Annotated in this window: 24 protein-coding genes; 10 read left to right on the top strand and 14 right to left on the bottom strand. The window is 64.4% G+C overall.

The features are described from left to right. Positions 1–10: 10 nt before the first annotated feature. Positions 11–1693: an aspartate-alanine antiporter gene (aspT, locus tag ACQ4WP_RS06205; protein WP_436519162.1), complete on the bottom strand. Its 1683-nt coding sequence runs from the start codon at positions 1691–1693 to the stop codon at positions 11–13. A 249-nt stretch (positions 1694–1942) separates the two neighbouring features. Then, positions 1943–2803, bottom strand: a complete 861-nt coding sequence (locus ACQ4WP_RS06200) for a substrate-binding periplasmic protein (protein ID WP_436519161.1) — start codon at positions 2801–2803, stop codon at positions 1943–1945. 248 nt (positions 2804–3051) lie between these two features. On the opposite strand from ACQ4WP_RS06200, the gene ACQ4WP_RS06195 reads away from it, so the two are divergent. Continuing rightward, positions 3052–3315 carry a heavy-metal-associated domain-containing protein gene (locus ACQ4WP_RS06195; RefSeq protein ID WP_436519160.1) on the top strand — a complete coding sequence of 88 codons (264 nt, stop codon included), beginning with the start codon at positions 3052–3054 and terminating at the stop codon, positions 3313–3315. 24 nt (positions 3316–3339) lie between these two features. Here the strand turns inward: ACQ4WP_RS06195 and ubiT are convergent, their stop codons facing one another. From ubiT to ubiU, 3 genes are all read right to left on the bottom strand, one after another. Next, a complete protein-coding gene (gene ubiT, locus ACQ4WP_RS06190; RefSeq protein WP_436519159.1) occupies positions 3340–3852 on the bottom strand; it encodes a ubiquinone anaerobic biosynthesis accessory factor UbiT in 513 nt (170 codons plus the stop codon). A gap of 20 nt (positions 3853–3872) precedes the next feature. Further along, the gene (ubiV, locus tag ACQ4WP_RS06185; RefSeq protein ID WP_436519158.1) at positions 3873–4769 is read right to left on the bottom strand and encodes a ubiquinone anaerobic biosynthesis protein UbiV; all 897 of its coding nucleotides are present in this window, start codon (positions 4767–4769) and stop codon (positions 3873–3875) included. A 141-nt stretch (positions 4770–4910) separates the two neighbouring features. Next, positions 4911–5948, bottom strand: coding sequence for a ubiquinone anaerobic biosynthesis protein UbiU (ubiU, locus tag ACQ4WP_RS06180; RefSeq protein WP_436519157.1), 1038 nt, complete (start codon positions 5946–5948; stop codon positions 4911–4913). A 160-nt stretch (positions 5949–6108) separates the two neighbouring features. Here ubiU and ACQ4WP_RS06175 point away from each other — a divergent pair, with 160 nt between their 5' ends. The 7 genes from ACQ4WP_RS06175 to ACQ4WP_RS06145 all read left to right on the top strand — a co-directional run bounded on the left by ACQ4WP_RS06175 (position 6109) and on the right by ACQ4WP_RS06145 (position 15140). Further along, complete coding sequence (locus tag ACQ4WP_RS06175) at positions 6109–6525, top strand: hypothetical protein (RefSeq protein WP_436519156.1); 417 nt, start codon at positions 6109–6111, stop codon at positions 6523–6525. 118 nt (positions 6526–6643) lie between these two features. Continuing rightward, positions 6644–8392: a ribonucleoside triphosphate reductase gene (locus ACQ4WP_RS06170; protein ID WP_436519155.1), complete on the top strand. Its 1749-nt coding sequence runs from the start codon at positions 6644–6646 to the stop codon at positions 8390–8392. After that, positions 8389–8589, top strand: coding sequence for an anaerobic ribonucleoside-triphosphate reductase (gene nrdD / locus ACQ4WP_RS06165; RefSeq protein WP_436512675.1), 201 nt, complete (start codon positions 8389–8391; stop codon positions 8587–8589). The genes ACQ4WP_RS06170 and nrdD overlap by 4 nt, the downstream gene beginning before the upstream one ends. Next, a complete protein-coding gene (locus ACQ4WP_RS06160) occupies positions 8579–9286 on the top strand; it encodes an anaerobic ribonucleoside-triphosphate reductase activating protein (protein WP_436519154.1) in 708 nt (235 codons plus the stop codon). Before nrdD ends, ACQ4WP_RS06160 begins: the two co-directional genes overlap by 11 nt. Positions 9287–9434: 148 nt before the next feature. Beyond that, positions 9435–13490, top strand: coding sequence for a Pls/PosA family non-ribosomal peptide synthetase (locus ACQ4WP_RS06155; RefSeq protein WP_436519153.1), 4056 nt, complete (start codon positions 9435–9437; stop codon positions 13488–13490). Positions 13491–13499: 9 nt separating this feature from the next. Beyond that, positions 13500–14027, top strand: a complete 528-nt coding sequence (locus tag ACQ4WP_RS06150) for a 4'-phosphopantetheinyl transferase family protein (protein ID WP_436519152.1) — start codon at positions 13500–13502, stop codon at positions 14025–14027. A gap of 204 nt (positions 14028–14231) precedes the next feature. After that, on the top strand, positions 14232–15140 hold the full coding sequence (locus ACQ4WP_RS06145; protein ID WP_436519151.1) for a LysR family transcriptional regulator: 909 nt from the start codon (positions 14232–14234) through the stop codon (positions 15138–15140). Here ACQ4WP_RS06145 and ACQ4WP_RS06140 read toward each other — a convergent pair. Further along, a complete protein-coding gene (locus ACQ4WP_RS06140; RefSeq protein WP_436519150.1) occupies positions 15137–15814 on the bottom strand; it encodes a phosphoribosylanthranilate isomerase in 678 nt (225 codons plus the stop codon). The genes ACQ4WP_RS06145 and ACQ4WP_RS06140 overlap by 4 nt on opposite strands. A gap of 127 nt (positions 15815–15941) precedes the next feature. Here ACQ4WP_RS06140 and ACQ4WP_RS06135 point away from each other — a divergent pair, with 127 nt between their 5' ends. Further along, positions 15942–16169: a hypothetical protein gene (locus ACQ4WP_RS06135; RefSeq protein WP_070218305.1), complete on the top strand. Its 228-nt coding sequence runs from the start codon at positions 15942–15944 to the stop codon at positions 16167–16169. A gap of 73 nt (positions 16170–16242) precedes the next feature. Further along, positions 16243–16647, top strand: a complete 405-nt coding sequence (locus ACQ4WP_RS06130) for a hypothetical protein (protein WP_436519149.1) — start codon at positions 16243–16245, stop codon at positions 16645–16647. Here the strand turns inward: ACQ4WP_RS06130 and ACQ4WP_RS06125 are convergent. From ACQ4WP_RS06125 to ACQ4WP_RS06090, 8 genes are all read right to left on the bottom strand, one after another. Continuing rightward, positions 16644–17672, bottom strand: a complete 1029-nt coding sequence (locus ACQ4WP_RS06125; RefSeq protein ID WP_436519148.1) for an RNA methyltransferase — start codon at positions 17670–17672, stop codon at positions 16644–16646. The genes ACQ4WP_RS06130 and ACQ4WP_RS06125 overlap by 4 nt on opposite strands. Positions 17673–17739: 67 nt before the next feature. Further along, the gene (locus ACQ4WP_RS06120; protein WP_436519147.1) at positions 17740–18081 is read right to left on the bottom strand and encodes a zinc ribbon domain-containing protein YjdM; all 342 of its coding nucleotides are present in this window, start codon (positions 18079–18081) and stop codon (positions 17740–17742) included. A 90-nt stretch (positions 18082–18171) separates the two neighbouring features. Further along, positions 18172–19137 (bottom strand): CDF family Co(II)/Ni(II) efflux transporter DmeF, encoded by a 966-nt coding sequence (gene dmeF, locus ACQ4WP_RS06115; protein ID WP_436519146.1) that lies wholly within the window; start codon positions 19135–19137, stop codon positions 18172–18174. Positions 19138–19155: 18 nt separating this feature from the next. Next, positions 19156–19431: a metal/formaldehyde-sensitive transcriptional repressor gene (locus ACQ4WP_RS06110; RefSeq protein ID WP_436519145.1), complete on the bottom strand. Its 276-nt coding sequence runs from the start codon at positions 19429–19431 to the stop codon at positions 19156–19158. A gap of 37 nt (positions 19432–19468) precedes the next feature. Next, complete coding sequence (locus ACQ4WP_RS06105) at positions 19469–20311, bottom strand: TlpA family protein disulfide reductase (RefSeq protein WP_436519144.1); 843 nt, start codon at positions 20309–20311, stop codon at positions 19469–19471. Positions 20312–20370: 59 nt separating this feature from the next. Continuing rightward, positions 20371–20910: a DUF2325 domain-containing protein gene (locus ACQ4WP_RS06100; protein ID WP_436519382.1), complete on the bottom strand. Its 540-nt coding sequence runs from the start codon at positions 20908–20910 to the stop codon at positions 20371–20373. 232 nt (positions 20911–21142) lie between these two features. Continuing rightward, positions 21143–21781, bottom strand: a complete 639-nt coding sequence (locus ACQ4WP_RS06095; protein WP_436519143.1) for a hypothetical protein — start codon at positions 21779–21781, stop codon at positions 21143–21145. A 235-nt stretch (positions 21782–22016) separates the two neighbouring features. After that, positions 22017–22589: IS3 family transposase (locus tag ACQ4WP_RS06090; RefSeq protein ID WP_436519142.1), on the bottom strand; the 573-nt coding region annotated here is incomplete at its 5' end.

Below are 22589 nucleotides of genomic sequence, written 5' to 3'. Positions count from 1 at the left end.
CGCGGGCGGCTTACGCATGCACCGACCCGGCCAGGGCCACGATGAGCGGTCCCAGCAGAGGCAGCACCACGTTCGAGATGGCATACGTAATCGTGTACCCCAGCAGGGGTGTCGAGTTGCCGGCCGCGTTCTGCACGGCCGACAGGGCCGGCGTGCTGCACTGCTGGCCGGCGATGGCGCCCAGCAACACGGGCGCTTCCAGCTTGAGGAAAAAGTGGCCTACCAGTAAAGAGAGCGAGGCGGGAATGACGGCGATCAAGATGCCCATCAGCGGCAGCGACAGCCCGTATTGGCGGATCAAATCGATCGCCTGCGGTCCCGACGCCAGGCCCACGCAGGCGATGAAGGTGGCCAGGCCGATATCCTTCATCATGTCGAGCGCGCTGGGATGAATACCCGGCATGCCCGGCTTTCTCGCCTGGTACCAGCCGAACACCAGGCCCGTCAGCAAGGCGCCGCCGCCCGTGCCCAGCGAAAAGGGAATACCGCCCAGCTTGGCGGTAAAGCCGCCGATATACACACCGAGCACGATGCCGATGCTGGCGTAGACGATGTTGCTGCGCTCGCCCGTAGGCACGCGCTTGCCGATGGCGGCCAGCGCCGTGTTCAGCTCGCGCCCTTCCATCGTGCCATACAGGCGCAGCACGTCGTCGCGCTGCAAGGCCAAGTCCGGCAGGGGCGGCATGCTGTGCTCGCCACGGACGACGGCCGCCACATGCACGCCGGAAGGCAAGGCCAGCTGGCGCAGGGGCTGGCCCACCAGAGCCGCCTGCTGCAGCACCACTTCGACGGCGGAAACGGCCATGTTCAAGCCCGTCGTGTCGGCAAATTCCTCGCCCAGGATGGCTTCGGCCGCCACCAGCGCGGGCCGGTGGCCGATCACCAGCACTTCGTCGTTGTTGCGCAGGCGCAGTTCTAGTTCCAAAGGCAATACCTTGCCGTGCCGGCGCACGCGTGTGATGCTGGCGCGGCCCGCGAAAATATGCTGCAAGGCATCGAGGCGGCGTCCCGCGCCGCGGCTGATGCGGTAGGCGCGACCCACCATGTCCGGCGTGGCCTGCACCCCGTCGCCATCGGTCTGCGCGCCGCCCATTTTTTCCCACAGCTTGTCCGCTTCCTCACGCAGGTTGACGCGCAGCAACAGCGGAAAAATCTGGCTGGTGACGATGACGATGGCGATCAGGCCGAAGATGTAGGTGATCGAATAGGCGGTGACCACGTTGGCTTGCAGCTCGGCGATGCGGGCGGCCGGCAGCGCCAGCTTGGAAATGGCGTCCGTGGCCGTGCCGACGACGGCCGATTCGGTCGCTGCGCCCGCCATCATGCCGGCCGCCGTGCCCTGGTCCAGGCCCAGGAAACGCGTGGCCAGCAGCACCAGTGTCAGCACCACCACCACTTCGATCAGGCACAGCAGCCCTAAGCGCAAGCCCTTGGCATTCAGGTTGGCAAAAAACTGGGGACCGCCCGCATAGCCGAGGGCAAAGATGAACAGCATGAAGAAGACATTCTTGACGCTGGCGTCCAGGGTGATGCCCAGCTGGCCGATCAGCAGCGCGGCGATCAAGGTGCCGCACACGCCACCGAGCTGGATGGGGCCGAAGCGTATCTGCCCTACTGCATAGCCGAGCGCCAGTGCCAGGAACAAGGCCAATTCCGGAACCTGGTGCAATACCGACGCGATCGAATCGAGCATGAGCAAACCTTCGAAAAGAGACGGTTGGTTACCCGTTCTCGGGCTGGCAGGCGCTGGCGGTTGAACGGGCGTACAGGGTCCCGGCAGCACCAGCCCTGAAGGCCCGTGCCGGGGAAATGTTGTTACGAGGAATCATATTCGGTGAAAATTTTACAAGTGTCAACAGCTGTTCTGTTGAACTCGCCTTGCGTTTCATCAAACATCCTGCGCACGATTGAAACGGTTGTTTGACACCAATCAACAAAACTACTAGTACTGACTTGGACGATACCAAAGTGCCTTGCGCGCCAGCGGCGTCTCCTCCGGCACGTCAGGATTGGCCAGCTCCAGCACATGGCGTTGGGACAGCTTCAGACCATCCGCGAGACGGCCGAAATGCTGCTGAAACAGCTGCGCGAAACTGCCATCGGCGAGCATGCTTTCCAGTCCGATTTCAATGTGGCGTGCCAGTTCCGGCCGGTGCCTGCCGACAAAAAAATACAGCGCGGCCGGGTAGCGGATGACCAGGTGGGCATCGAGCGCCAGCGGCAATTGCGCATGGCTGGCCAGCTCGCTTTGCGCCTCGATCACGGAACGGGGAAAGTAATCGATGCGCCCTGCTGCCAGTTGCTGGAACAGGCCTTCGTAGGTGCTCGATGTATCGAGGCGCAAGCCATTCGCTTGCAGGATGGCGGAGTCGGGCCAGTCGCGCATCTGGCCGGCAGACAGCCGCGCCAGGGCGGCGATGCTGCGCACGGCGCGCAGCAACTGCGGCTGGCGCGCCTGGATCAGGGCCACGCGCCAGCCGATCAGGCCACGGTCGATGGGGATGCGCACCGGCAGCAATTGCGTTTCGCGCGCGCGGCTCGTCATGGCCCACACGACATCGACGCTACCCGACGCCATGGCGATTTCCTGCATGGCGCGCGTCTGCACCATGCGCAGTTCGGAACGGCGCAATGCATATGCCTGACCCGAACGCGCCAGCGCCAGTTGCAGCAAAGCCGTCACGTAGCCTTGCTGCGGATCATTGAATGCCTGATGGCGCGGATACACGAGCGGCAGCGGCGTGCCGGCGGCAGCGCCAAACGGCCACAGGCCGGCAAGCATGAGCAGGGGGCGGCGTTGCATGGCCCCTCCTTTCCAGCGCTTTCATCAGCGTTCTTATCAGAATGACAGTATCGCGCAGCACGCCACGCTTGTCGACTGGAATAAGGAAACTGTGTATAAAACAACAGCAGTTCCAGACTGCCCCAGAGAGAGTGAATTAATCCAGATCAATAAAACCGCAAATAGAAAATAAATCTTGCGTGCTGCTCTGGACGGCATGCGCGCCCCTCGCCTACGCTGTTTTTTTATTTGAAAAACAAGAGGAACCCATGCAGACAGCGCGCTTGAATATTATTGGAATGGATCACGAAGGCTGCGCCGACAGGTTGACGGGCGCGCTCGAAGCCGTCACGGGCGTGGCCACCGTGTGCGTCTCGCTGGCGCGCCACGGCGCCACGGTGCAATTTGACGAACGGCTGGCCACGCAGGAGCGCCTGCTGGCGGCCGTCAACAACGCCGGTTTCATGGGCGAGTCCTCCGATGAGGAGCAACTGCCGTCATGCAGCGGCGCCTGCGGCCACTGCCGCCACTGAACGCCTGCTCCAGCCCTTCTCCGCTCAGCCTTCCCGCGCGCCCCGGTCGCGCAGATGCGCCAGCACGCGGCGCGGTCCCAGCGCCTGCAGGTCGAACGGCGGCAGCTCGATGGCGTCGAGCGTATTCTTGAACAGCAGACCCAGCTCCGTATCGCCTTCCAGGCTCAAACGACGGCTGAAGAACAGCGTGTCCGGATCTTCCTGGCGCCGCGCCAGCAGCATCAGGTCATGCACGCTGGCGGCGATGCACAGGTCCGGCACGTCCACATAGCGCTCGGCCACAAACACCGTGCCCTGCCACTCGAAATCGAAGGCGATGCCCGCATCGAGCAAGCGCAGGCGCAGGCGGCGCCCCTCCAGGCTGCGCCGCACATCGTCGGGCAATTGCGGCGCCAGCAGGCGGTTCAGGCCTTGCACGAATAGCCAGGAGGCGGGATACGGCGGCAGCTTGGACAGCAATTCGGCCAACGGTTCGGGCAGCCGGTACGACATGGCGGGCTTGGCCGGGATGGGCAATCTTTCCAGTTGATCTTGCATGGTGCTTCCTTTCGATGCGTTCAATGAGCGGCGTGCTGTTCCATGCCGGGCTGGCCGTGCCAGTAGCCGTCGCAGGCGCCGGCCGGCTGGCAGGCCGCCAGCTGGGCCTGAGCGCCAACGCCGCTGACCTGGCCGCGGCGGGCGCGGTCGAAGATGGCGATGACTTGTTCCGTATGCATGGCCTGCGGGCTGATGCGCGCCACCGCCACGCCCATGTCGCGCATGGCGTCGAGTTCGCGCACCAGGTTGTAGACCAGGGCCGACTGCGTCTGCGTGCCATTCAGTACCAGGAACGGCACTTCGTCGCGCGTGCGCAGCAGCAGGCCGTCCGGCTCTTCCAGGCAGCTGTAGCCGCAGTCGTCCTTCGGCAGGTTGCGGTTGCGCGCCGTGAAGCAGCGCGCGGAAAACGCCAGCGGCATGCGGCCATAGGCGAACACTTCCGTCTCCAGCCCTTCCGGTTTCTGGCGCTGCATCTCGGCCAGCGCTGCCTGCCCCATTTCCAGCGGCATCACCCAGCGCCGCGCACCCAGGCGCGCCAGCAGTTGCAGGCTGGGGCCATTGAACAGGTTCAGGTGGGGGCCGGCGACAAAGGGCGCGCCCTTTTCCATGCAGTGCACGGCGCCCATGTCGTTGGCCTCGACCGTATAGCGGCCATTGCCCGTGATGCGGCGCAGGGTCGCCAATTCGGCGCCCGCCTCGATCAGCGCCTGCGTCGACAGCACCACTTCCTTGCCGGCGGCGACCAGCATGTCGGCGATATCGAGCCAGTCGGCCAGGCGCAACTCATGCCGGCGCGAGCACACGGTTTCGCCCAGATACACGATATCGACGGCGGTGCCGGCGATCTGCTGGTAAAACTCGAAGACAGTGGCGCGCGGCCAGTAGTACAGCAGAGGACCCAAAGATAGTTTTAACATGCCTTTTCCAGTATTTTTTTAAGTTACAAAAACGTAGCAAGCGGCTCGCGGCGAGGCCGAGAAGCGCAGCTGTGCTAGAGCACGGGGCCGCCGAGGTAGCGAGCATCGCAGGCCGCGCCCCGGGACGCGCAGCAGGTTTTGCTATTTCCAGGAGCGGTGGTAGGCACCGAGCGTGTGCTGCTGGCCTTCGGCCAGCTTGTCCATGGCCGCCATCCAGCCCGGTTTGACGGCGTAACGCGGATTGCCTTCGCGGCAGGCGTCGATCGCTTCGCGCCACACGCGCGTGACCTGCGCCACGTAGGCGGGACTGCGCTGGCGCCCTTCGATTTTCACGGCACGCACGCCCATGGCGATCAGTTGCGGCAGCAACGCCAGGGTATTCAGGCTGGCCGGCTCCTCGATGGCGTAATACTCTTCGTCATTGACTTCAAAACGCCCCTTGCACAGGGTGGGATAGCTGGCGTTTTCGCCGGGCGCGTAGCGGTCGATCAGCACGCCGTTCAGGCGCGACTCCAGACCGTTCGGCGTTTCCAGCCAGCGCACGGCCTTGGCCGGCGAGCACACGCCGTGGGTGTTCGGCGCCTCGCCCGTCGCATACGACGACAGCGCGCAGCGCCCTTCGACCATCACGCACAGGCTGCCGAAACCGAACACTTCGATCTCGACTTCCGTCTTGGCTATCAATTGCTCCACCTGCGCCATCGACAGCACGCGCGGCAGCACGGCGCGGGCGATGCCGAAGTGCTCGTGATAGAAGTTGATGGCTTCATAATTCGTGGCCGAGCCCTGCACGGACAGGTGCAGGCGCAGCTGCGGCTGGTGCTGGGCCGCGTAGGCCATCAGGCCCGGATCGGCCACGATCATGGCGTCGATGCCCGCCGCGGCGGCGCGGTCGATGGCGCTGCGCCACACGGCCCAATTGTGCGGCTGCGGATAGGTGTTCAGCGCCAGCAGCACCTTGCGTCCGTACTGGTGGGCATAGCGCACGCCCTCAGCGATGGCCTTCTCGTCAAAATTGAGGCCGGCGAAATTGCGCGCATTGGTGGCGTCGCGAAAGCCCAGGTAAACGGTGTCGGCGCCATTGTCGACGGCCGCTTTCAGGGCAGGCAGGCTGCCAGCGGGGCATACCAGTTCCAGCGGTCCGGCCACGCGAGTGGCGGTAGTTGATTCAAGCATCATGATGTTCACAGTCCTGTATCGGCTCAGGGTGCAGACTATAGCCCCGCCCATGCTGCCCAGTCGTTGACGCAGGTGAAGGAATGCATGCATGGCTGGCGCACCTTCAACTTGCTTGACCTGGCTGTAAAATGCCATCTTTCCTCCTGTCTCATTGCCCACCATGACCCGCAAACCGCTGCTGATTTTCCTTTTGACCCTGTTCCTCACCGCGCTGCAAGTGCAGTGGGCCGGCCCGGCCGATGGCTATGACGCGGGGACCATCTCCGTGCTGTCGCCGGAAGTGCTGGGCGCCTATCCGGGCGTGCTGCTGCTGTTCCTGCTGGCCGTGTTCGCGCGCCGCCAACTGCCGCTGCTGCGTCAGGCCGCCATCTGCACGGGCCTGCTGGCCCTGTACTGGCTGCTGGCGAACTACGCCACCTTCGATGCGCGCGTGGCCAGCTGGAGCACCTATTCGCCGCTGGAAATCTGGGCCCACGTGCTGCCCGCCTCCGTCGCCAGCATCGCCGCCTGCAGCGCCGCGTTCTTTTGCGCGAGCTGGCTGATCCTGCGCGAAACGCGCTGGAACAAAACCGGCTGAGGTGTATTTTTCACCTGGATCAAGGATACGCGAATCGCTTGCACGCCACCTTTGACTGCACTACATTTAGTAGATAACCTTCATAAAAACACCGCATGTTGTGTTTATTGGAGGTTTCATGACGACGAATGCAGTTTCCCCCACACGCGGCCAGGTCGATGTTGCCGCGTCCATCAATGAATACCTGGAACGGCGCGACTGGCGCGTGAACGCCAACGCCAACCAGGGATATTCCCTGGGTGGCCTGATCCTCAATGTCTCGGGCAAGGTCATCGCCAATTACTGGCTGGACCAGGTCTATCCACCGGAAGTGGGCGCGGCGCACCGCGAAGCGGCGCTGCACATCCACGACCTCGACATGCTGGCCGGCTATTGCGCCGGCTGGTCGCTGCGCACGCTGTTGCATGAAGGCTTGAATGGCGTGCCGGGCAAGATCGAATCGGGTCCGCCGAAACACATGTCGAGCGCCATCGGCCAGATCGTCAATTTCCTCGGCACCCTGCAAAACGAGTGGGCCGGCGCGCAGGCGTTCAGCTCCTTCGACACCTACATGGCGCCCTACATCCGCAAGGACAGCCTGCGCTACGAAGACGTGCGCCAGTACATGCAGGAGCTGATCTTCAACCTCAACGTGCCATCGCGCTGGGGCACGCAGACACCGTTCACCAACCTCACTTTCGACTGGGTCTGCCCGGACGACCTGCGCGAGCAGATTCCCGTCATCGCCGGCCAGGAGATGGACTTCAGCTATGGCGAGCTGCAGGCGGAGATGGACATGATCAACCGCGCGTATATCGAGATCATGATGGCGGGCGACGCCAAGGGCCGCGTCTTCACCTTCCCCATTCCCACCTATAACATCACCGAGGATTTCGACTGGCATAGCGAAAATGCGGAACGCCTGTTCGAGATGACAGCCCGCTACGGCCTGCCCTACTTCCAGAATTTCATCAATTCAGAACTCAAGCCGAACATGATCCGCTCCATGTGCTGCCGCTTGCAACTGGACTTGCGCGAACTGCTGAAACGGGGCAATGGCCTGTTCGGTTCCGCCGAGCAGACGGGTTCCCTGGGCGTGGTCACCATCAACTGCGCGCGCCTGGGCCACCTATGGCGCGGCGACGAAGCAGCGCTGCTGGCCGACCTGGACCGCCTGCTGGAACTGGGCAAAATCAGCCTGGAAATCAAGCGCCACACCATCGAGGAACTGATGCAGCAAGGCCTGTTTCCCTACACGAAGCGCTACCTGGGCACCCTGCGCAATCACTTTTCCACCCTGGGGGTGAATGGCATCAACGAGATGATCCGCAATTTCAGTGGCGACGCGTATGACATCACGGCGCCGGAAGGCCATGCGTTGGCCGTGCGCCTGCTCGACCACGTGCGCGCCCGCATGGTGGCATTCCAGGAAGAGACGGGCCACATGTACAACCTGGAAGCGACACCGGCCGAGGGCACCACCTACCGCTTCGCCCGCGAAGACCGCAAGCGCTATCCGGCCATCCTGCAAGCCGGCACGGTCGACAATCCGTATTACACGAACTCGTCGCAACTGCCCGTCGGCCACACGGACGACCCGTTCGAGGCGCTGGAATTGCAGGACGCGCTGCAGCGCAAGTACACGGGCGGCACGGTGCTGCACCTGTACATGACGGAAGCGCTGTCGGACGCCAACGCCTGCCGCGAACTGGTGAAACGCGCGCTGAGCCGCTTTTCCCTGCCCTACATCACGGTCACGCCCACGTTTTCCATCTGTCCGCGCCACGGCTACCTGGCCGGAAAACACGAATTCTGTCCCACCTGCGACGCGGAACTGATCGCCCGCAAGCAAGCCCACCCTGTTCCATCACTTGAGGAAACACCATGAATGCACGTCCCGACTTCACTCCCGCCATCACCCTACTCGACACCGAACGCCAGCGCTGCGAAATCTGGACCCGCGTGATGGGTTATCACCGCCCTGTCGCCTCGTTCAACATCGGCAAGCAGGGCGAATTCCACGAGCGCCAGTACTTTACGGAAGCGAGCGCCCGGGTTGGCCAGCCCGCCTGCCATGGCAGCTGATTTGAAAGTGGGCGGCCTCACGCCCTTTTCCGCCACCGACTACCCGGGCAAACTGGCGGCCGTGGTGTTCGTGCAGGGCTGCCCCTGGCGTTGCGGCTATTGCCACAATCCGCACTTGCAGGCGCGCACGCCGGAAGGCGCCATGCCCTGGCAGGACGTCTTGACCTGGCTGCGCCGCCGCGTGGGCCTGGTCGACGCCGTCGTCTTCAGCGGCGGCGAAGCCTGCATGGACCCGGCGCTGGCGCGCGCCATGCGCGATGTCAAGGCGCTGGGTTTCGGCATCGGCCTGCATACGGCCTGCATCTATCCGCAGCGCCTGCAGGAAGTGCTGCCCCTGGTCGATTGGGTGGGCTTCGACATCAAGGCGCCGTTTGCCGACTATCGTCTTGTGACCCGCGTGGCCGGCAGCGGCGATCCGGCACGCGCCTGCCTGGACGCCATCCTCGCCAGCGGCGTCGCTTACGAGTGCCGCACCACCACCCACCCGGATCTGCTGCCGGACGAGCAGTTGCTGGCCCTGGCCACCACCCTGGCCGCGAAAGGCGTCGACAACTACGTGCTGCAGCAGTTCCGGGCCGAAGGCTGCGCGGATGCGGCGCTGGCCGGCCGCCCCCTGCACGGCTATCCGGCGGCGCACACTTTGACGCAAATCGGCGCCATGTTTCCCCGTTTTACATTCCGTAATCATGGCAGCTGAACTTGCAGCCACATAATTGCTGAAAACCCCGCAAAATTCCCCGTTCTGCAACGCTGAAATGTCTTGCGTACTGTAATGTATCAACTGTGCTGCGCACCGTGCGCAGCCCGTCAGACTCCTCACACCGCACTACAGATAAGCGTCATCCATGAACGATTTCACCGCAGTCAGCCCAGGCACCCCGTCCATCCACGCCGACATCCTGTACGGCCCGCCGCGACCGGATCTGCTGCGCGAGGAAGTGCTGGCCGACCTGCTGGAGGCAACCGCCCGCCGCTGCCCGCAGCAAATCGCCCTGATCGATGGCGAGCGCCGCATCAGCTACGCCGAACTCGATGCGCAGGCTGGCCTGGCCGCATCGCGCCTGGTGGCCGCCGGCGTCAAGCCCGGCGACATCGTGGGCCTGTGGCTGCCGCGCGGCGCCCATCTGCTGCTGATGCAGGCGGCGATAGCCAAGGCGGGCGCCGCCTGGCTGCCCGTCGATGAAGACACGCCCGTGGAACGCCTGCAAGTGTGCCTGGATGACGCCAATGGCGCTGGCGTCATCAGCTGCGCGCAGTTTGCGCCGCGCCTGTTTGATGCCGGCGTCAAGCGTCCCGTGTGGACGGCAGAAAGCCTGCTGGCCCCCGCCGCGCCGGGCGAACACCTGCCCGCGCGCGGCGCCGTGCTGCCCGAACACCCCGCCTATGTGATCTACACCTCCGGCTCCACGGGCAAGCCCAAGGGCATCCTGATCAATCAACGCAGCATTTGCCACTTCCTGCGCAGCGAAAACGCCGTGCTGGAAGTCACGCAAGCGGACACCGTCTACCAGGGCTTTTCCGTCGCCTTCGACATGTCGTTCGAGGAAATCTGGATCGCCTACCTGGTGGGCGCCACCCTGTGGCTGGGACCCAAGGATATCTCGGGCGACCCGGAAGCCTTGCCGCGCGCGCTGGCCGAAAACAAGGTCACCGTTCTCCACGCAGTGCCTACCTTGCTGGCCCTGTTCGCCGAGGAAGTACCGAGCCTGCGCCTGATCAACCTGGGCGGTGAGATGTGCCCGGAGTCCCTGGTCGAGCGCTGGTCTCGCCCGGGCCGCGCCATGTTCAACACCTATGGCCCCACGGAAGCGACCGTGTCGTGCAGCCTGGCGCGCCTGCGGCCCGGTGAACCTGTGACCATCGGCACGCCGCTGCCCAACTATGGCTTGCTGGTGCTGCAGGTGGCCGAGCCGGGTGAAAACCGTCCCTTGACCCTGCTGGCGCGCGGCGAAACGGGTGAGCTGTGCATCATCGGCCCCGGCCTGGCGGAAGGCTACCTGGGCCGGCCCGACCTGACGGTGGAAAAATTCCTGCCCAATCCATGGGCGACAAGCGAGGATGGCGCACGGCTGTACCGCACGGGCGACCTGGCGCGCATCGATGCCGACGGCCAGGTGCTGTGCCTGGGCCGCGCCGACGATCAAGTGAAAATTCGCGGCTTCCGCGTGGAACTGGGCGAGATCGAAGCCGTGCTGGCGCAGCAGGCGGGCGTGGGCACGGCGGCGGTATTGCTGCGCAAGGATGATGGCATCGACCAGCTGGTGGCCTACATCGTCGGCAGCGACGAGGCGCCCGACGATGCCCTGGCGGCGAAAACGCTGCGCGCGGCCCTGAACCTGCATTTGCCGCCGTATATGGTGCCGGGCCGTTTTGAATTGCTGCCGCTGATGCCGCGCCTGACGTCCGGCAAGATCGACCGGAAAGCCTTGAAAGCCATGCCACTGTCCGCGCCACCGGCGGGCGAGGCGGGTGAATCGGACGTGCCGGAAACGCCGGCCGAAGCGGCCTTGTTCGCGGCCCTGGCCAAGCTGTTCCCCGGCCAGGCGATTTCGCGCCAGCTCGATTTCTTCAGCGACCTCGGTGGCCACTCCTTCCTGGCCGCGCGCCTGGCGTCCGCCCTGCGCGCCGATCCGGCCTATGCCCACATGACGGTGCGCGACATTTACCAGAACCGGCAAATCGGCAAGATCGCCGCCGTACTGAACGAGGCGCCCGCGCTGGCCACGCCGGAAGCGGAATGGACGCCGCCGTCCGCCATGAAGCGCTGGATCTGCGGCGCGGCGCAGGCGGCGGCCGTGCCGGGCCTCGTCACCCTGCGCATGGCACAGTGGATGGCGCCCTTCTTCACGTATCACTTCTTCACGGGCGACACGGGAGATACCGTGCCGCGCGCCATTGCCGCCTCCATCGGCGTGTTCCTGCTGGCGACCCTGGCCGAATTTGCCATTGCGATTGCCGGCAAGTGGCTGATTGCCGGGCGTTTGAAGCCGGGCAGCTATCCGCTGTGGGGTGTCACCTATTACCGCTGGTGGCTGGCCGACCGCCTGGTCGAATCGGCGCCCGCCTACCTGCTCAGCGGCTCGTCGCTGAATAGCTGGTGGCTGCGCGCGCTGGGCGCGAAAGTGGGCAAGGAAGTCGTCATCGGCTCGATGACCCTGCGCGTGCCCGACCTGCTGTCCATCGGCGACAACGTCAGCGTGGGCAATGCCGTCAACTTTGAAAACGCCCGGGTCGAACGGGGCCGTTTGCTGCTGGGACAGATCAGCATCGGCGACGATGCCTGCATCAGCTCTTACGCTATCCTGGAAGGCAATACCAGCGTAGGCGCTTTCGGCCACCTGGAAGGCCAGTCGGCGCTGGCCGACGGCGTGGCCGTGCCGGCGGGCAGGGTCTGGACCGGTTCGCCCGCACGCGATGTCAAAGCCTATGACCCGGCCAGCCAACCGCCCCGCCCCGCCGTCTCGCGCCTGCGCCTGACGGGCGAAACCCTATTCTTCTGCTTTGGCATGGTCCTCATCGCCGTGCTGTTCTTCATGCCCGTCTTCCCCAGCTTCGTGCTGATCGACTGGTTCGACGAGCGCGAAATGATGCCGTGGCTGCAGGGCCGCGACGTGACGACCCAGCTGGCCCGCTACTTCCTGCTGGCCTTCCCCGCCAGCGCCGTGCTGATCGTGCTGACCGCCCTGCTGTCGGCCGCCATCCGCTGGGGCGCGCTGCCCCGCTTGAAGCCGGGCAGCTCGCCCGTGCACAGCAATATCTATTGCGCCAAGTGGCTGGTCAGCCATATCCAGGAATCGAGCCTGAACGTGTTGCACGGCATCTACGCCACCGTGTACGCACCCTACTGGTACCGCCTGCTGGGCGCCAAGGTGGGCAAGGGCGCCGAGATTTCCACGGCGCTGGGCGTGGTACCCGACATGCTGACCCTGGGCGACGACACCTTCATCGCCGATGCCGTCATGCTGGGCGATGAGCAGATCGACGGCGGCTGGATGACCATGCGCCCCACCGTCATCTCGCACCGCAGCTTTGTCGGCAATGGCAGCTACATCCCGGACGGCACCGTGCTGCCCGAGCACGTGCTGATCGGCGTGCACACGCATGCGCCGCGCAATGAACAGATGCACAGCGGCGATACCTGGCTGGGCTCTCCTCCCATGCACCTGCCCGCGCGCGAACAGGTCAGCGGCTTTGCCGAGCACCTGACCTTCAAGCCGTCCTTGCTGCGCCGCCTGGGCCGCAGCCTGATCGAAGCCTTCCGCATCGTCGCGCCGCACGCGGTGGTGATCGCCGTCGGCTACACCCTGGTGCTGGACGTGATGCCGATCGCGGGCGCCGGGCGCTGGGGCGAAGTGGTGGGCGACCTGGCCATTGCCGGCCTGGCCTACGGCATCGGCAACTTCCTCGTCGTCGTGCTGTTCAAATGGCTGCTACTGGGACGCTACCGCAAGCACGCGGCGCCCATGTGGACACCGTTCGTGTGGATTTCGGAAGGCGTGACCAACCTGTACGAAGGCATCGCCGTACCCAACTTCATGCGCTACCTGCGCGGCACGCCATGGCTGCCGCTCGCCTTCCGCCTGTTCGGCTGCAAGATCGGTCGCGGCGTCTACATGGATACCACCGACATCACGGAATTCGACTGCGTGCACATCGGCGACTATAGCGAATTGAACGCGCTGACCTGCCCGCAGACGCATTTGTTCGAAGACCGCGTGATGAAGATCGACCACGTGGACATCGGCCAGCGCGTCTACATGGGCCCGCGCAGCTCCGTGCTGTACAGCGCCAAGGTGGGCGACAATGCGCGCCTGGGGCCCTTGACCCTGGTGATGAAGGGCGAACACATCCCCGCCGGCAGCAACTGGGCGGGCTGCCCGGCGGCGCCGCTGCGCAGCTGATCGCATCTGATGAATCGTACGGTGCTCTGGTCGGGGGATGGCGTGCTGGTGATCGGCGTCGCCGCCGTGCTGCCGCGCGCCGAAGCCCGCCTGCGCATCCGCGCCGCCGTGCGCGAAGCGGCGGCCCGGTGGCTGAAGTTAAATATCGAGACGATTTCGCTGGAATCAAAGCCGGGCTCCCCTCCCCGTTTGCTGCTGGCAGGACGCGCGGCGGGCCTGTCGTTCAGCCACGAGGAAGGACTGTCGCTGGCCGCCATCGGCCTGCATGGCGCCGTCGGCGTCGACGTCATGCGCGTGCGGGACGTTCCCGACTGGTTCATTCTGGCGCGCGACTATCTGGGGCCGCAGGCGGCCGGTGAACTGAGCGTTTGCCCCGATGCACAGCGCCCGACGCTGCTGGCGCAAGCGTGGACGGCGCGCGAAGCGGCGCTCAAGTGCGCGGGCTTGCCGCTGGCGGAGTGGAACGGGGTGGCACCGGCTTGCCGCTTGCACGCCTTGGCCTTGCCTGCGCCGCATGTGGCGACCCTGGCATATTAATCTTCCTTGCCTTTGCCGCTACGGCTACCGCCGATCTGGACGAAAATCAGTTTTACGATAATACTGACGAGCAATCCCAGCACCCCGATCAATTCCAGCATGGTCTTTCCTTTGCAGTGACAGCAGACCAGGCCACTGTAACGCGAACACCGGGGCCAGGCTAATATCAAATCAGGCAGTCACCGATCTCGAAAAGGCATACGATTGATTTCCATCAGACAGTTCCGCTATTTTGTCGAAGTCGTCGATGCAGGCAGCTATTCGCGCGCAGCGGAAAAGCTGTATATCGCGCAGTCGGCCCTGAGCCGGCAAATCAAGGAACTGGAAACCGAAGTACAGGCCCTGCTGCTGACGCGCGACGCGCGCCATATCGAACTCACGCCGGCCGGACAGGTCTTTTATGAACGGGCCAGGCGCATCCTCGAAGACATCGAGGAAACCGTGCGCCAGACGCGACACGTGGGACAAGGGGCGCAAGGCATCATCCGCCTGCTGCATTCGAGCTCCGTGACCCTCACGCCCGCCATCGGCGCCGTGCTGAACCGCCTGCTGGCGCAGTTCCCCGGCGTTTCGCTCGATGTGTCGAAAGGCTCGTCGGAAAACCAGGCGGCTGACATCGAGGAAGGCCGCGCCGACCTGGGCCTGGTGCGCCTGCCCACCTTGCGCAAGCATGCCAATATCGTCGTGCGCGAGCTGTACGGGGAAAAGCTGGTGGTAGCCGTGTCGTCGGCGTCGCCGCTGGCCGCGCTGCAGCGCACGACGATAGCCGCCCTGCGCGACGAAGCCTTCGTCTCGATTCCGCACAAGGACCGGGGAGGCCTCAGCTACCTTGTGGCGGGCCTGTGCCTGGCGCAGGGCTACTTCCCGAAGGCGGCGCGTGCCCTGTCGCGCAAGACCTCGCAGCTGAACCTGATCGAGGCCAACATGGGCATCGCCATCGTCCCCGACAGCATGCGCCTGGTGGCGCCGCCCGGCGTGCGTTTTATTATGCTGCCGGACGAAGAGTCGCATTCCGTCGTCGGCCTGATCTCGCCGCGCGCGGCCAGCGGCATGGTGGCCGCATTTACGGAAGCGTTCGTGCGCGAGATGAACGCGTTGGCAACGACGGATTAACCTTCCGCATACAGCGCCGCATCCACGTCGCGCACGGCCGCCATCAGCAGGGCCAGCTTCATGACATCGAGCTTGCCATCGGTGCGCACGCGCGAGCACAGATCGATGCCGTAGGGGCGCACCTGGCGCAGGGCCTCCATCACGTTGTTTGCATCCAGCCCGCCGGCCAGGAACACGGGACGCGAGCTGGTGCGCACGAAGCGCGCGCTGACGGACCAGTCATGCGTGCGGCCCGTGCCGCCCAGTTCCGGAACCAACGCGCCGGGACGGCCGGAATCGAGCAGGAAAGCATGCACATGGGGCGCGTAGGCGGGAATCAGTTCCAGCGCCTGCGGCCCTGCCACGTGGATCACTTGCACACGCCGCACGTGCGGCAGCAAGCGCGCCAGCTGCGCCACTTCGCCGGGGTCGATATGGCCGACGATCTGCACGGTGGACGGCTGCGTGGCGCGCACGTGTTCGGCGATGCGTTGCGCCGTCGTCTCGGCGGTCAGCAGGAACGTGGCGACGGGGGGCGGCGTCCAGGCGGCAATCTGCGCGATGCGCGCGTCGGGAATCGGGCCGGGGCCGGACGGCATGGCGGCCACCAGGCCCAGCGCGTCGGCGCCGGCGGCAATGGCCAGTTGCGCTTCGTCGATGGAAGCGATGCAGCAGATCTTGATACGGGTTCTCATGGCCTTGCGTACTCAATCGGGATGATCAACATTACAACACAGGGTAGCATGCACGCCAAGACACGCGGTCAAGGCCGCGCACGATTGTGTGCCAGAATGGCTGCATTGCCCACATCCAGAGGAATCCATGGCCGACTACAAAAACCCCAGCTACGTGGCCCGCTCCATGCACCCGCGTTTTGATGAACTGACCTCGCCCGGCGAAGCCGTGCCGTATTCGGGCATCTACCGCTGCGACGGCTGCGCGCACGAGATCGTATCGACGGAAGGCCACGTCATGCCGCCGCAAAACCACCATCAGCACAGCAGCGAGCAAGGTGCTATCCGCTGGCGCCTGATCGTCAGTCCGCGCTGATTGACACGCATCAGGTGGCGGACGATACTTGATTTATCCGGCATCGCCATTGGAACGTCACTGGAACACCAGCATGCGCATCATCGATTTTGAAGTCCGCAAGGCGTGCCCGCCGCAGTTGTGCGATTGCGAACGCGAGCGCCTGCTCGACGATCCGCAGGCGGACGTTTCCATCCTGCGCCTGAACCTGACGGAAGAAAAGCACCTGCTGGCACACATCGAGAGCATCGCCACGCATGCGCAGCTGCAAAAGCTGCAGCTGCTGCTGAAGAAAAACCTGGGCGTGGAATTGCAGATCGCGCCGGGCAACGGCGAAGTGCGCACCGTGCGCGGCTTCCAGATCCGCCTGCTGGAGCGACCCGGCCTGTGCCGCAAGACGCGCGCCGCCATTCCGGCCGCCGTGCGCCGCTGCCTGGCCGCGCATCCCGGGATCGCGTTTGCGATATTGAATGAAAACGATTTGCTGGGTGGAGTTTAGACGCTGGCGCGGATGGGAATGACTTTCCCCTTCGCCGCGCGCGCGCGCAATTGTCCGCAGCCGCCCTCCACATCCTGCCCGGCCGAATCGCGCAATTTGGTCAGCACGCCGCGCTCGTGCAGGGCGGCGGCAATGGCGCGCGCCTTTTCCCAGCTGGGGCGCCGGAACGGCAAGTCGTCGATGGTGTTGTAGGGGATCATATTGAGCACGGCGTACTTGCCCTTCAGGAGTTCCACGATGCCATCCATCTCGTCGTCGCCATCATTGACGCCGTCCATCAAGGTCCATTGATACTGCACCGGATAGCTGGTGAGGCGCGCATACGCTTCGCCGAACTCCACCAGTGCGCGCGGCGACAGCTTTGGCGCGCGCGGCAGCAGCTGTTCGCGCAAGTCCGCCTTGGTGGTGTGCAGGGACAGGGCCAGCGCCGGCTTGACCCTTCCCAGCGGCAGGCGCTCGAAGGCGCGCGGGTCGCCCACGGTGGAAAACACGAGGTTCTTGTGGCCGATATTGCCCTCGGTGCCCAGCAGCTCGATCGCTTCCATCACATTGTTCAGGTTATGCGCCGGTTCGCCCATGCCCATGAAGACGACTTTTTTCACGGGGCGCAAGGTGCGCGCCAGTACCACCTGGGCGATAATCTCGCCGCTGGTGACTTGCCGGATCAAGCCGTCGCGGCCCGTCATGCAGAACTGGCAGCCCACAGCGCAACCGACCTGGCTCGATACGCACAGGCCGTCGCGCGGCAGCAGCACGCTTTCCACCGTCTGGCCGTCATGCAGTCCCACCAGCAGGCGCGCGGAACCGTCCGCGCCAGGATGGCTACTGAGCAATTTCAGCATGCCCTGCAATTCGAGGTCGAGCGCAGGCAGGGCCTCGCGCACGGGCAGCGGCAAAAAGTCTTCGGCGCGGCGACGGCCCTGGTCGTGCGGCTGCGCCTGTATCCAGTCGCGCAACACGCGCTGTTCGTGCAAAGGCTTGGCGCCCAGGGCGCGCAGGCGCTGGCGGAGATGATCGATTTGCATGGCGTCGGAATAAAGAACGGCGCGCCGGCAGGAATGCGGGGCGCGCCGCGAATGGCAAGGAAAAAGCTTAGACTTTTTTCACGAATTCGGTTTTCAGGCTCATGGAGCCGAAACCGTCGATCTTGCAGTCGATATCGTGGTCGCTGTCGACCAGGCGGATATTCTTGACCTTGGTACCCATCTTGACGACACCGCCGCCGCCCTTCAATTTCAAGTCCTTGATGACGCTGACCGTGTCGCCATCCTGCAGGATATTGCCGGCCGAATCGCGGTACACGCGGGCGCCCTCTTCCGCTGATTCACCAGCCGTGGCCGACCATTCATGCGCGCATTCAGGGCAGACCAACTGGCTGCCGTCTTCGTACGTGAATTCGGACTTGCATTGCGGGCATGGTGGTAATGTGCTCATTTTTTCTCTGTCTGGTGAACAGCACGTGCTGTAAAAGCCGACAGTATACTGCCTACGCCCCGCATCAGCGGGCTTTTTTCGCCATCATTATCAAGGACGGTGAATAATCTCGATGGTGCTGTGGACAATTTCCTCGTGTATGCCGATGCGCGCGCGCAGCTCCGCGCCTGTCAGCGAGGCGTCGCGGCTGACGACGGACAAGGCGCACGAATACAGCTGCTTGCCCACCCGCCACACGTGCAGGTCGACGATGCGCGGCGTGTCGCCGGCACTTTCCACTTCCACCGCCTCGCGGATTTCGTCCACCACGGGATGGTCCATCTCGCGGTCCAGCAAGACCTTGCCCGTCTCCTGCATCAGTCTTTTCGCCCACAGCGCCACCAGCGCGGCACCGACGATACCCATCACGGGATCGAGCCAGCGCCAGCCGTACAGCCAGGCGCCGCCCAGCGCAACGATGGCCAGCACGGATGTGGCGGCGTCGGCCAGCACGTGGATGTACGCAGCCTTCATGTTCAGATCTTCGCCATGGCCATGATCATGATCATGCTGATCGTGATGCTCGTGGCCATGGTGATGCTCGTGGTCGTGGTGTCCGCCGAGGATCAGCGCGCACACGAGGTTGACAGCCAAGCCGAAGGCCGCCACCGCCATCGCCTGCGGATAGTGGATGGGCTGCGGCGACAACAGGCGCTCGACGGAAGCGGCCACCATCAACACGGCCACGCCCAGCAGCAGGATGGCGCTGGTGTAGCCGGCCAGCACCTCGATCTTCCACGTGCCGAAGGCAAAGCGGGGGTCGCGCGCATAGCGGCGCGCCGCCGCGTACGCAAACGCGGCCAGGCCGATGGCCAGCGCGTGCGAACTCATATGCCAGCCATCGGCCAGCAGGGCCATGGAGTTGTACCACCAGCCGGCGACGATTTCCAGCAGCATGGTGGCCAGGGTAATCCACATGACGATGCGCGCGCGGCGTTCCGCCTTGTCGCTGGCCCCGCCAAAGACGTGTTCGTGCTGCCAGGCGGACAGGTCTTCCTCGATATGTTGCAGTTTCATGCTGGTCTCTCCGACGGATTATTTGAGGTAGGTGCGCAGGATGGCAGCGATGTCGTCGGCCCCCCTGGTACGCTCGTCGCTGGCCAGGTCGGGACTGGCCACGTGCTCGCGCAAGTGCTCTTCGATCACTTCGGCCATCAGGCCATTCACGGCGCCGCGCACGGCGGCGATCAGTTGCAGCACCTCGCCGCAGTCGCGACCCTCTTCCAGGCCCCGCTCCAGGCCTTCCACCTGCCCGCGGATGCGCTTCACGCGATTGAGCAGCTTGGTCTTGTTATGCGTTGTGTGTCCCATGATTCCACCCAGATAAATACTATAGGGGGGTATACTATCAGAGAGAACCGGGCGGGGTGATATTTTGCAGCTTGCTGGCCAGCGAAGCATCGGACAATTCGCCCAGATGCGTATCGACCAGGCGCCCCTGCGCGTCATAAAACAGGGTGGTGGGCAGGGCCGAGGAACCGGCCGCCCTACCTAACGCCGCCTCGCTGTCGAGCACCACATTGCGCAGGGTCACGCCGCTCCTGTCCAGGAAAGCGCTGGCGGCCGCCGCATCCTCGCGCTGGTTCGCATACACGAAAACGATATCGGCGCGCGCCTGCTGCGACGCCGCCAGCACGGGCATCTCGCGCCGGCATGGCGGGCACCAGCTGGCCCACAGGTTGACCACCATCGGCTTGCCGCCGGCCAGCGCCGCCAGGGTCGTCGGTGCGCCGTCGAGCGCATGCAAGGCCACGGCTGGCAAGGCCGCCGGCTTGTCATACGCCAGCCCCATCCCTGCGCTCAACACACCCCAGGCCAGCGCGCCAGACACCGCGCTGATGGTCAGGGGACGGCGCATGGCCGCCATGGCGGGACGCCGACAGCGCCACGCAGCGATGGCCAGCGCAGCAGCGATGCCGGCAGGCGCCATGAAGCCGCCATCGCGGATATTCAGGATGGACCAGGGCGCAGCCAAGGGGACGCTGAAATACTGCTCATGCCAACGCAGAACGAAAGCCAGGCGCGCCGCCAGCAGGCCGGCGATCAGCAGGTCGGAAACGAGAGGGCCGGCATCCGGTAGTTGGCGGTAGCGCCGCAGCCACCACGCCACGCCGTAGGCGACGCACAGGGAAACAAACAGCAGGACGAGGCCCGTGGGCAGGGCCAGGGGGCCGATTTGCAGGGACAGCATGGGCGCTTTCAGGGGCGTTGAATGGACGGCCATTCTGCCCCATGCGGATTAAGCCAGCGTTAAGAAGCAGCCAGCGCTTCCCTGCGCACGAAGTGCATGGCTTGCGGCTGGTCCACCAGCACGCACTGCTTGCCCGTGCGCTTGCAATGGTCATGCACGCGCCAGTAGGCATCGTGGCTGACGCAGCCCGTCTGGCAAATCACCAGGTCGGCCGCCACCAGGCCCGCTTCCAGCGCCGCCGCATCATCGGCGCCATCGTCGCCGCCCGTGTGGTGCAGGAAGCGCCCGCCGGCCTGCTCGATGGCCTGCTGCGCTACGTTGGCGCCGCCCGCGCCCTGGCCCGGCTCCAGGTTTGAATAGTTGCCCACATATAGCACGGCTTTTTCACGTACGTCAGCCTGCAGGGCTGGCACGGGCAGCCATTGCAGGCGCAGCAATTCGCGCATCAGGTCCTGCACACGCTCACCGAGCCACTCGACCTTGCGGGCCAGCCTGGCACGCGTCGGCAAGCCAGGCACGCTGGCCGCCAGTTCGGCCAATTCATCGCGCGCCAGCGCCAGCTTCGTATCGCGGATCACGACTTGCGCCCGCGCGCGCATCAATTCCGACTCCAGCTGCGCGATGCGGGCCGCCTGTGCAGCCAGTTGCGCACTGCAGCGCGCCTGCGCGCGGCCATACTCGCCCATCAGCACGCGGTGCTCGTGCGCGATGTTATCCTCGATGTCGTACGAATTGCCCATTCCACCCTCCTCCACTGCGTGCGGCGCGCTGGCGCCTGCCCATCGTCCACCCCGTTGATTTGCATTATAAATGAGAATTATTATTATTTATCTATGCGCGTGCACGGTGTAGGGGTATAGGCGCCGCCGTGCTCGCATCAGGCGGGGGCTGGCAGGACTGCATGCGCCGCCATAAGTCATCCTGCACCTTGCGCACCAGCGCCATGCCGCCAGGCCCCTTGTAGCCCGGCAACTTGTTCGGCCAGGCCATGTCGACGAATAACTGGCGCTGCGGATCGATCAGCAGCGACTGGCCCACATAATTACCGGTGATCTCGCTCTTGTTGACGATCGACAGACGCGCGCCGCCCTCCACCGCCCGCTCTTCGAGCGCGACGCCGCTACGTTCAGCCACGTCGCGCAGCCCGCGCTCGCGCCACAGCGCCTGCTCCTGGAATTGCGCCGCGGGTGGACGCTCCAGCTTGACCACGGCTACCACTGGACCATCGATACCCGCCTGCAAGGAAAACCCCATGCGCTCCTGCAAGGCGATCGCGTATGCCGCATCCTTCACTGCAAGCTGGTAGCTGCCCGGGCCATCGTAGAACAGCAGGCCCGCCTGGTGATAGCCAGGCTGCACGCATTGTCCGTACTCATATACCAGCACGTCCAGGAACGGTGGGGCTGCCATGGCGGGCGAGAGGGCGGCGCATAGCGCTGCGGCTGCGGCGGCGCGCTTTTTTGTGGTCATGTGGTTTTCATGTTGAGATGGAGGTTGGCGAGGGCATGGTGCAAATGTCCAGGACTGCACTGTACAGCAAGGACGACTGCGCACGACTGGAGGGGCCTCGTGTGCGCTGGCCGCTGCGCGCAGCGCGGCAGAATGGCGATTCGGAGAGGGTTGGGCCGGCACGGCCCAACCCTTCAAATCCCACCGTTCCGTCCAGATGTCCAGTCCTAAAATAGGTTGACAGTATTTATTGCTGTTAGAACGCCCGATGCACCGCATCGGGCGTTTTGTATTGCAGGGCCATATGCGGCCGTTCCTGGTTGTATATCCGCACCGATTGCGCCACCATTTTGCTCGCCTGTTTCAGGTCTGCAGGTCGATTCAGCAGGAACTCGCCTTTCAGAATGCCGTTGATACGTTCGGCCAGCGCATTCTGATAACAGTCGTAGCCATCTGTCATGGAGCAAATCAGTCCGTGACGACGATGAATTTCCTGATAGTAAGTCGAGCAATACTGGATGCCCCTGTCTGAATGATGGATCAGCGGCGTCTTGCGCTGTCGCGCTCGCAGGGCCATTTTCAGGGCCTCGCTGACTTCCTCGGTTTGCAGGCTCGCGTGCACGTGGTAGCCCACGATTTTGCGCGAGTATGCATCCGTCACCAGGCTCAGATAGACGAATTTGCCGGCAGTCGGGAGATACGTAATATCCGCTACCCACACCTGCTCCGGCTGCGTGGCAAGCACTTGTCCCGGTCCCTCCTTGAGCAGGTTGGGATGGCGCCGGAAGCGGTGATGGCTGTTCGTGGTCTTGTGATAGGCCCGCTGTGG

Origin of the sequence: Janthinobacterium lyxosi, assembly GCF_051380665.1 — a bacterium.
Classification (GTDB): Bacteria; Pseudomonadota; Gammaproteobacteria; order Burkholderiales; family Burkholderiaceae_D; genus Janthinobacterium.
Note: the sequence above shows the minus strand (reverse complement) of the source record. Positions and strands in the feature narration are given on the sequence as shown.

What these genes read in the sequence shown, in the direction of transcription:
- aspT (WP_436519162.1), bottom strand. Translation starts at nt 1,693, where the DNA reads ATGCTCGATTCGATCGCGTCGGTATTGCACCAGGTTCCGGAATTGGCC.
- ACQ4WP_RS06200 (WP_436519161.1), bottom strand. Translation starts at nt 2,803, where the DNA reads ATGCAACGCCGCCCCCTGCTCATGCTTGCCGGCCTGTGGCCGTTTGGC.
- ACQ4WP_RS06195 (WP_436519160.1), top strand. Translation starts at nt 3,052, where the DNA reads ATGCAGACAGCGCGCTTGAATATTATTGGAATGGATCACGAAGGCTGC.
- ubiT (WP_436519159.1), bottom strand. Translation starts at nt 3,852, where the DNA reads ATGCAAGATCAACTGGAAAGATTGCCCATCCCGGCCAAGCCCGCCATG.
- ubiV (WP_436519158.1), bottom strand. Translation starts at nt 4,769, where the DNA reads ATGTTAAAACTATCTTTGGGTCCTCTGCTGTACTACTGGCCGCGCGCC.
- ubiU (WP_436519157.1), bottom strand. Translation starts at nt 5,948, where the DNA reads ATGATGCTTGAATCAACTACCGCCACTCGCGTGGCCGGACCGCTGGAA.
- ACQ4WP_RS06175 (WP_436519156.1), top strand. Translation starts at nt 6,109, where the DNA reads ATGACCCGCAAACCGCTGCTGATTTTCCTTTTGACCCTGTTCCTCACC.
- ACQ4WP_RS06170 (WP_436519155.1), top strand. Translation starts at nt 6,644, where the DNA reads ATGACGACGAATGCAGTTTCCCCCACACGCGGCCAGGTCGATGTTGCC.
- nrdD (WP_436512675.1), top strand. Translation starts at nt 8,389, where the DNA reads ATGAATGCACGTCCCGACTTCACTCCCGCCATCACCCTACTCGACACC.
- ACQ4WP_RS06160 (WP_436519154.1), top strand. Translation starts at nt 8,579, where the DNA reads ATGGCAGCTGATTTGAAAGTGGGCGGCCTCACGCCCTTTTCCGCCACC.
- ACQ4WP_RS06155 (WP_436519153.1), top strand. Translation starts at nt 9,435, where the DNA reads ATGAACGATTTCACCGCAGTCAGCCCAGGCACCCCGTCCATCCACGCC.
- ACQ4WP_RS06150 (WP_436519152.1), top strand. Translation starts at nt 13,500, where the DNA reads ATGAATCGTACGGTGCTCTGGTCGGGGGATGGCGTGCTGGTGATCGGC.
- ACQ4WP_RS06140 (WP_436519150.1), bottom strand. Translation starts at nt 15,814, where the DNA reads ATGAGAACCCGTATCAAGATCTGCTGCATCGCTTCCATCGACGAAGCG.
- ACQ4WP_RS06135 (WP_070218305.1), top strand. Translation starts at nt 15,942, where the DNA reads ATGGCCGACTACAAAAACCCCAGCTACGTGGCCCGCTCCATGCACCCG.
- ACQ4WP_RS06130 (WP_436519149.1), top strand. Translation starts at nt 16,243, where the DNA reads ATGCGCATCATCGATTTTGAAGTCCGCAAGGCGTGCCCGCCGCAGTTG.
- ACQ4WP_RS06125 (WP_436519148.1), bottom strand. Translation starts at nt 17,672, where the DNA reads ATGCAAATCGATCATCTCCGCCAGCGCCTGCGCGCCCTGGGCGCCAAG.
- ACQ4WP_RS06120 (WP_436519147.1), bottom strand. Translation starts at nt 18,081, where the DNA reads ATGAGCACATTACCACCATGCCCGCAATGCAAGTCCGAATTCACGTAC.
- dmeF (WP_436519146.1), bottom strand. Translation starts at nt 19,137, where the DNA reads ATGAAACTGCAACATATCGAGGAAGACCTGTCCGCCTGGCAGCACGAA.
- ACQ4WP_RS06110 (WP_436519145.1), bottom strand. Translation starts at nt 19,431, where the DNA reads ATGGGACACACAACGCATAACAAGACCAAGCTGCTCAATCGCGTGAAG.
- ACQ4WP_RS06105 (WP_436519144.1), bottom strand. Translation starts at nt 20,311, where the DNA reads ATGCTGTCCCTGCAAATCGGCCCCCTGGCCCTGCCCACGGGCCTCGTC.
- ACQ4WP_RS06100 (WP_436519382.1), bottom strand. Translation starts at nt 20,910, where the DNA reads ATGCGCGCGCGGGCGCAAGTCGTGATCCGCGATACGAAGCTGGCGCTG.
- ACQ4WP_RS06095 (WP_436519143.1), bottom strand. Translation starts at nt 21,781, where the DNA reads ATGACCACAAAAAAGCGCGCCGCCGCAGCCGCAGCGCTATGCGCCGCC.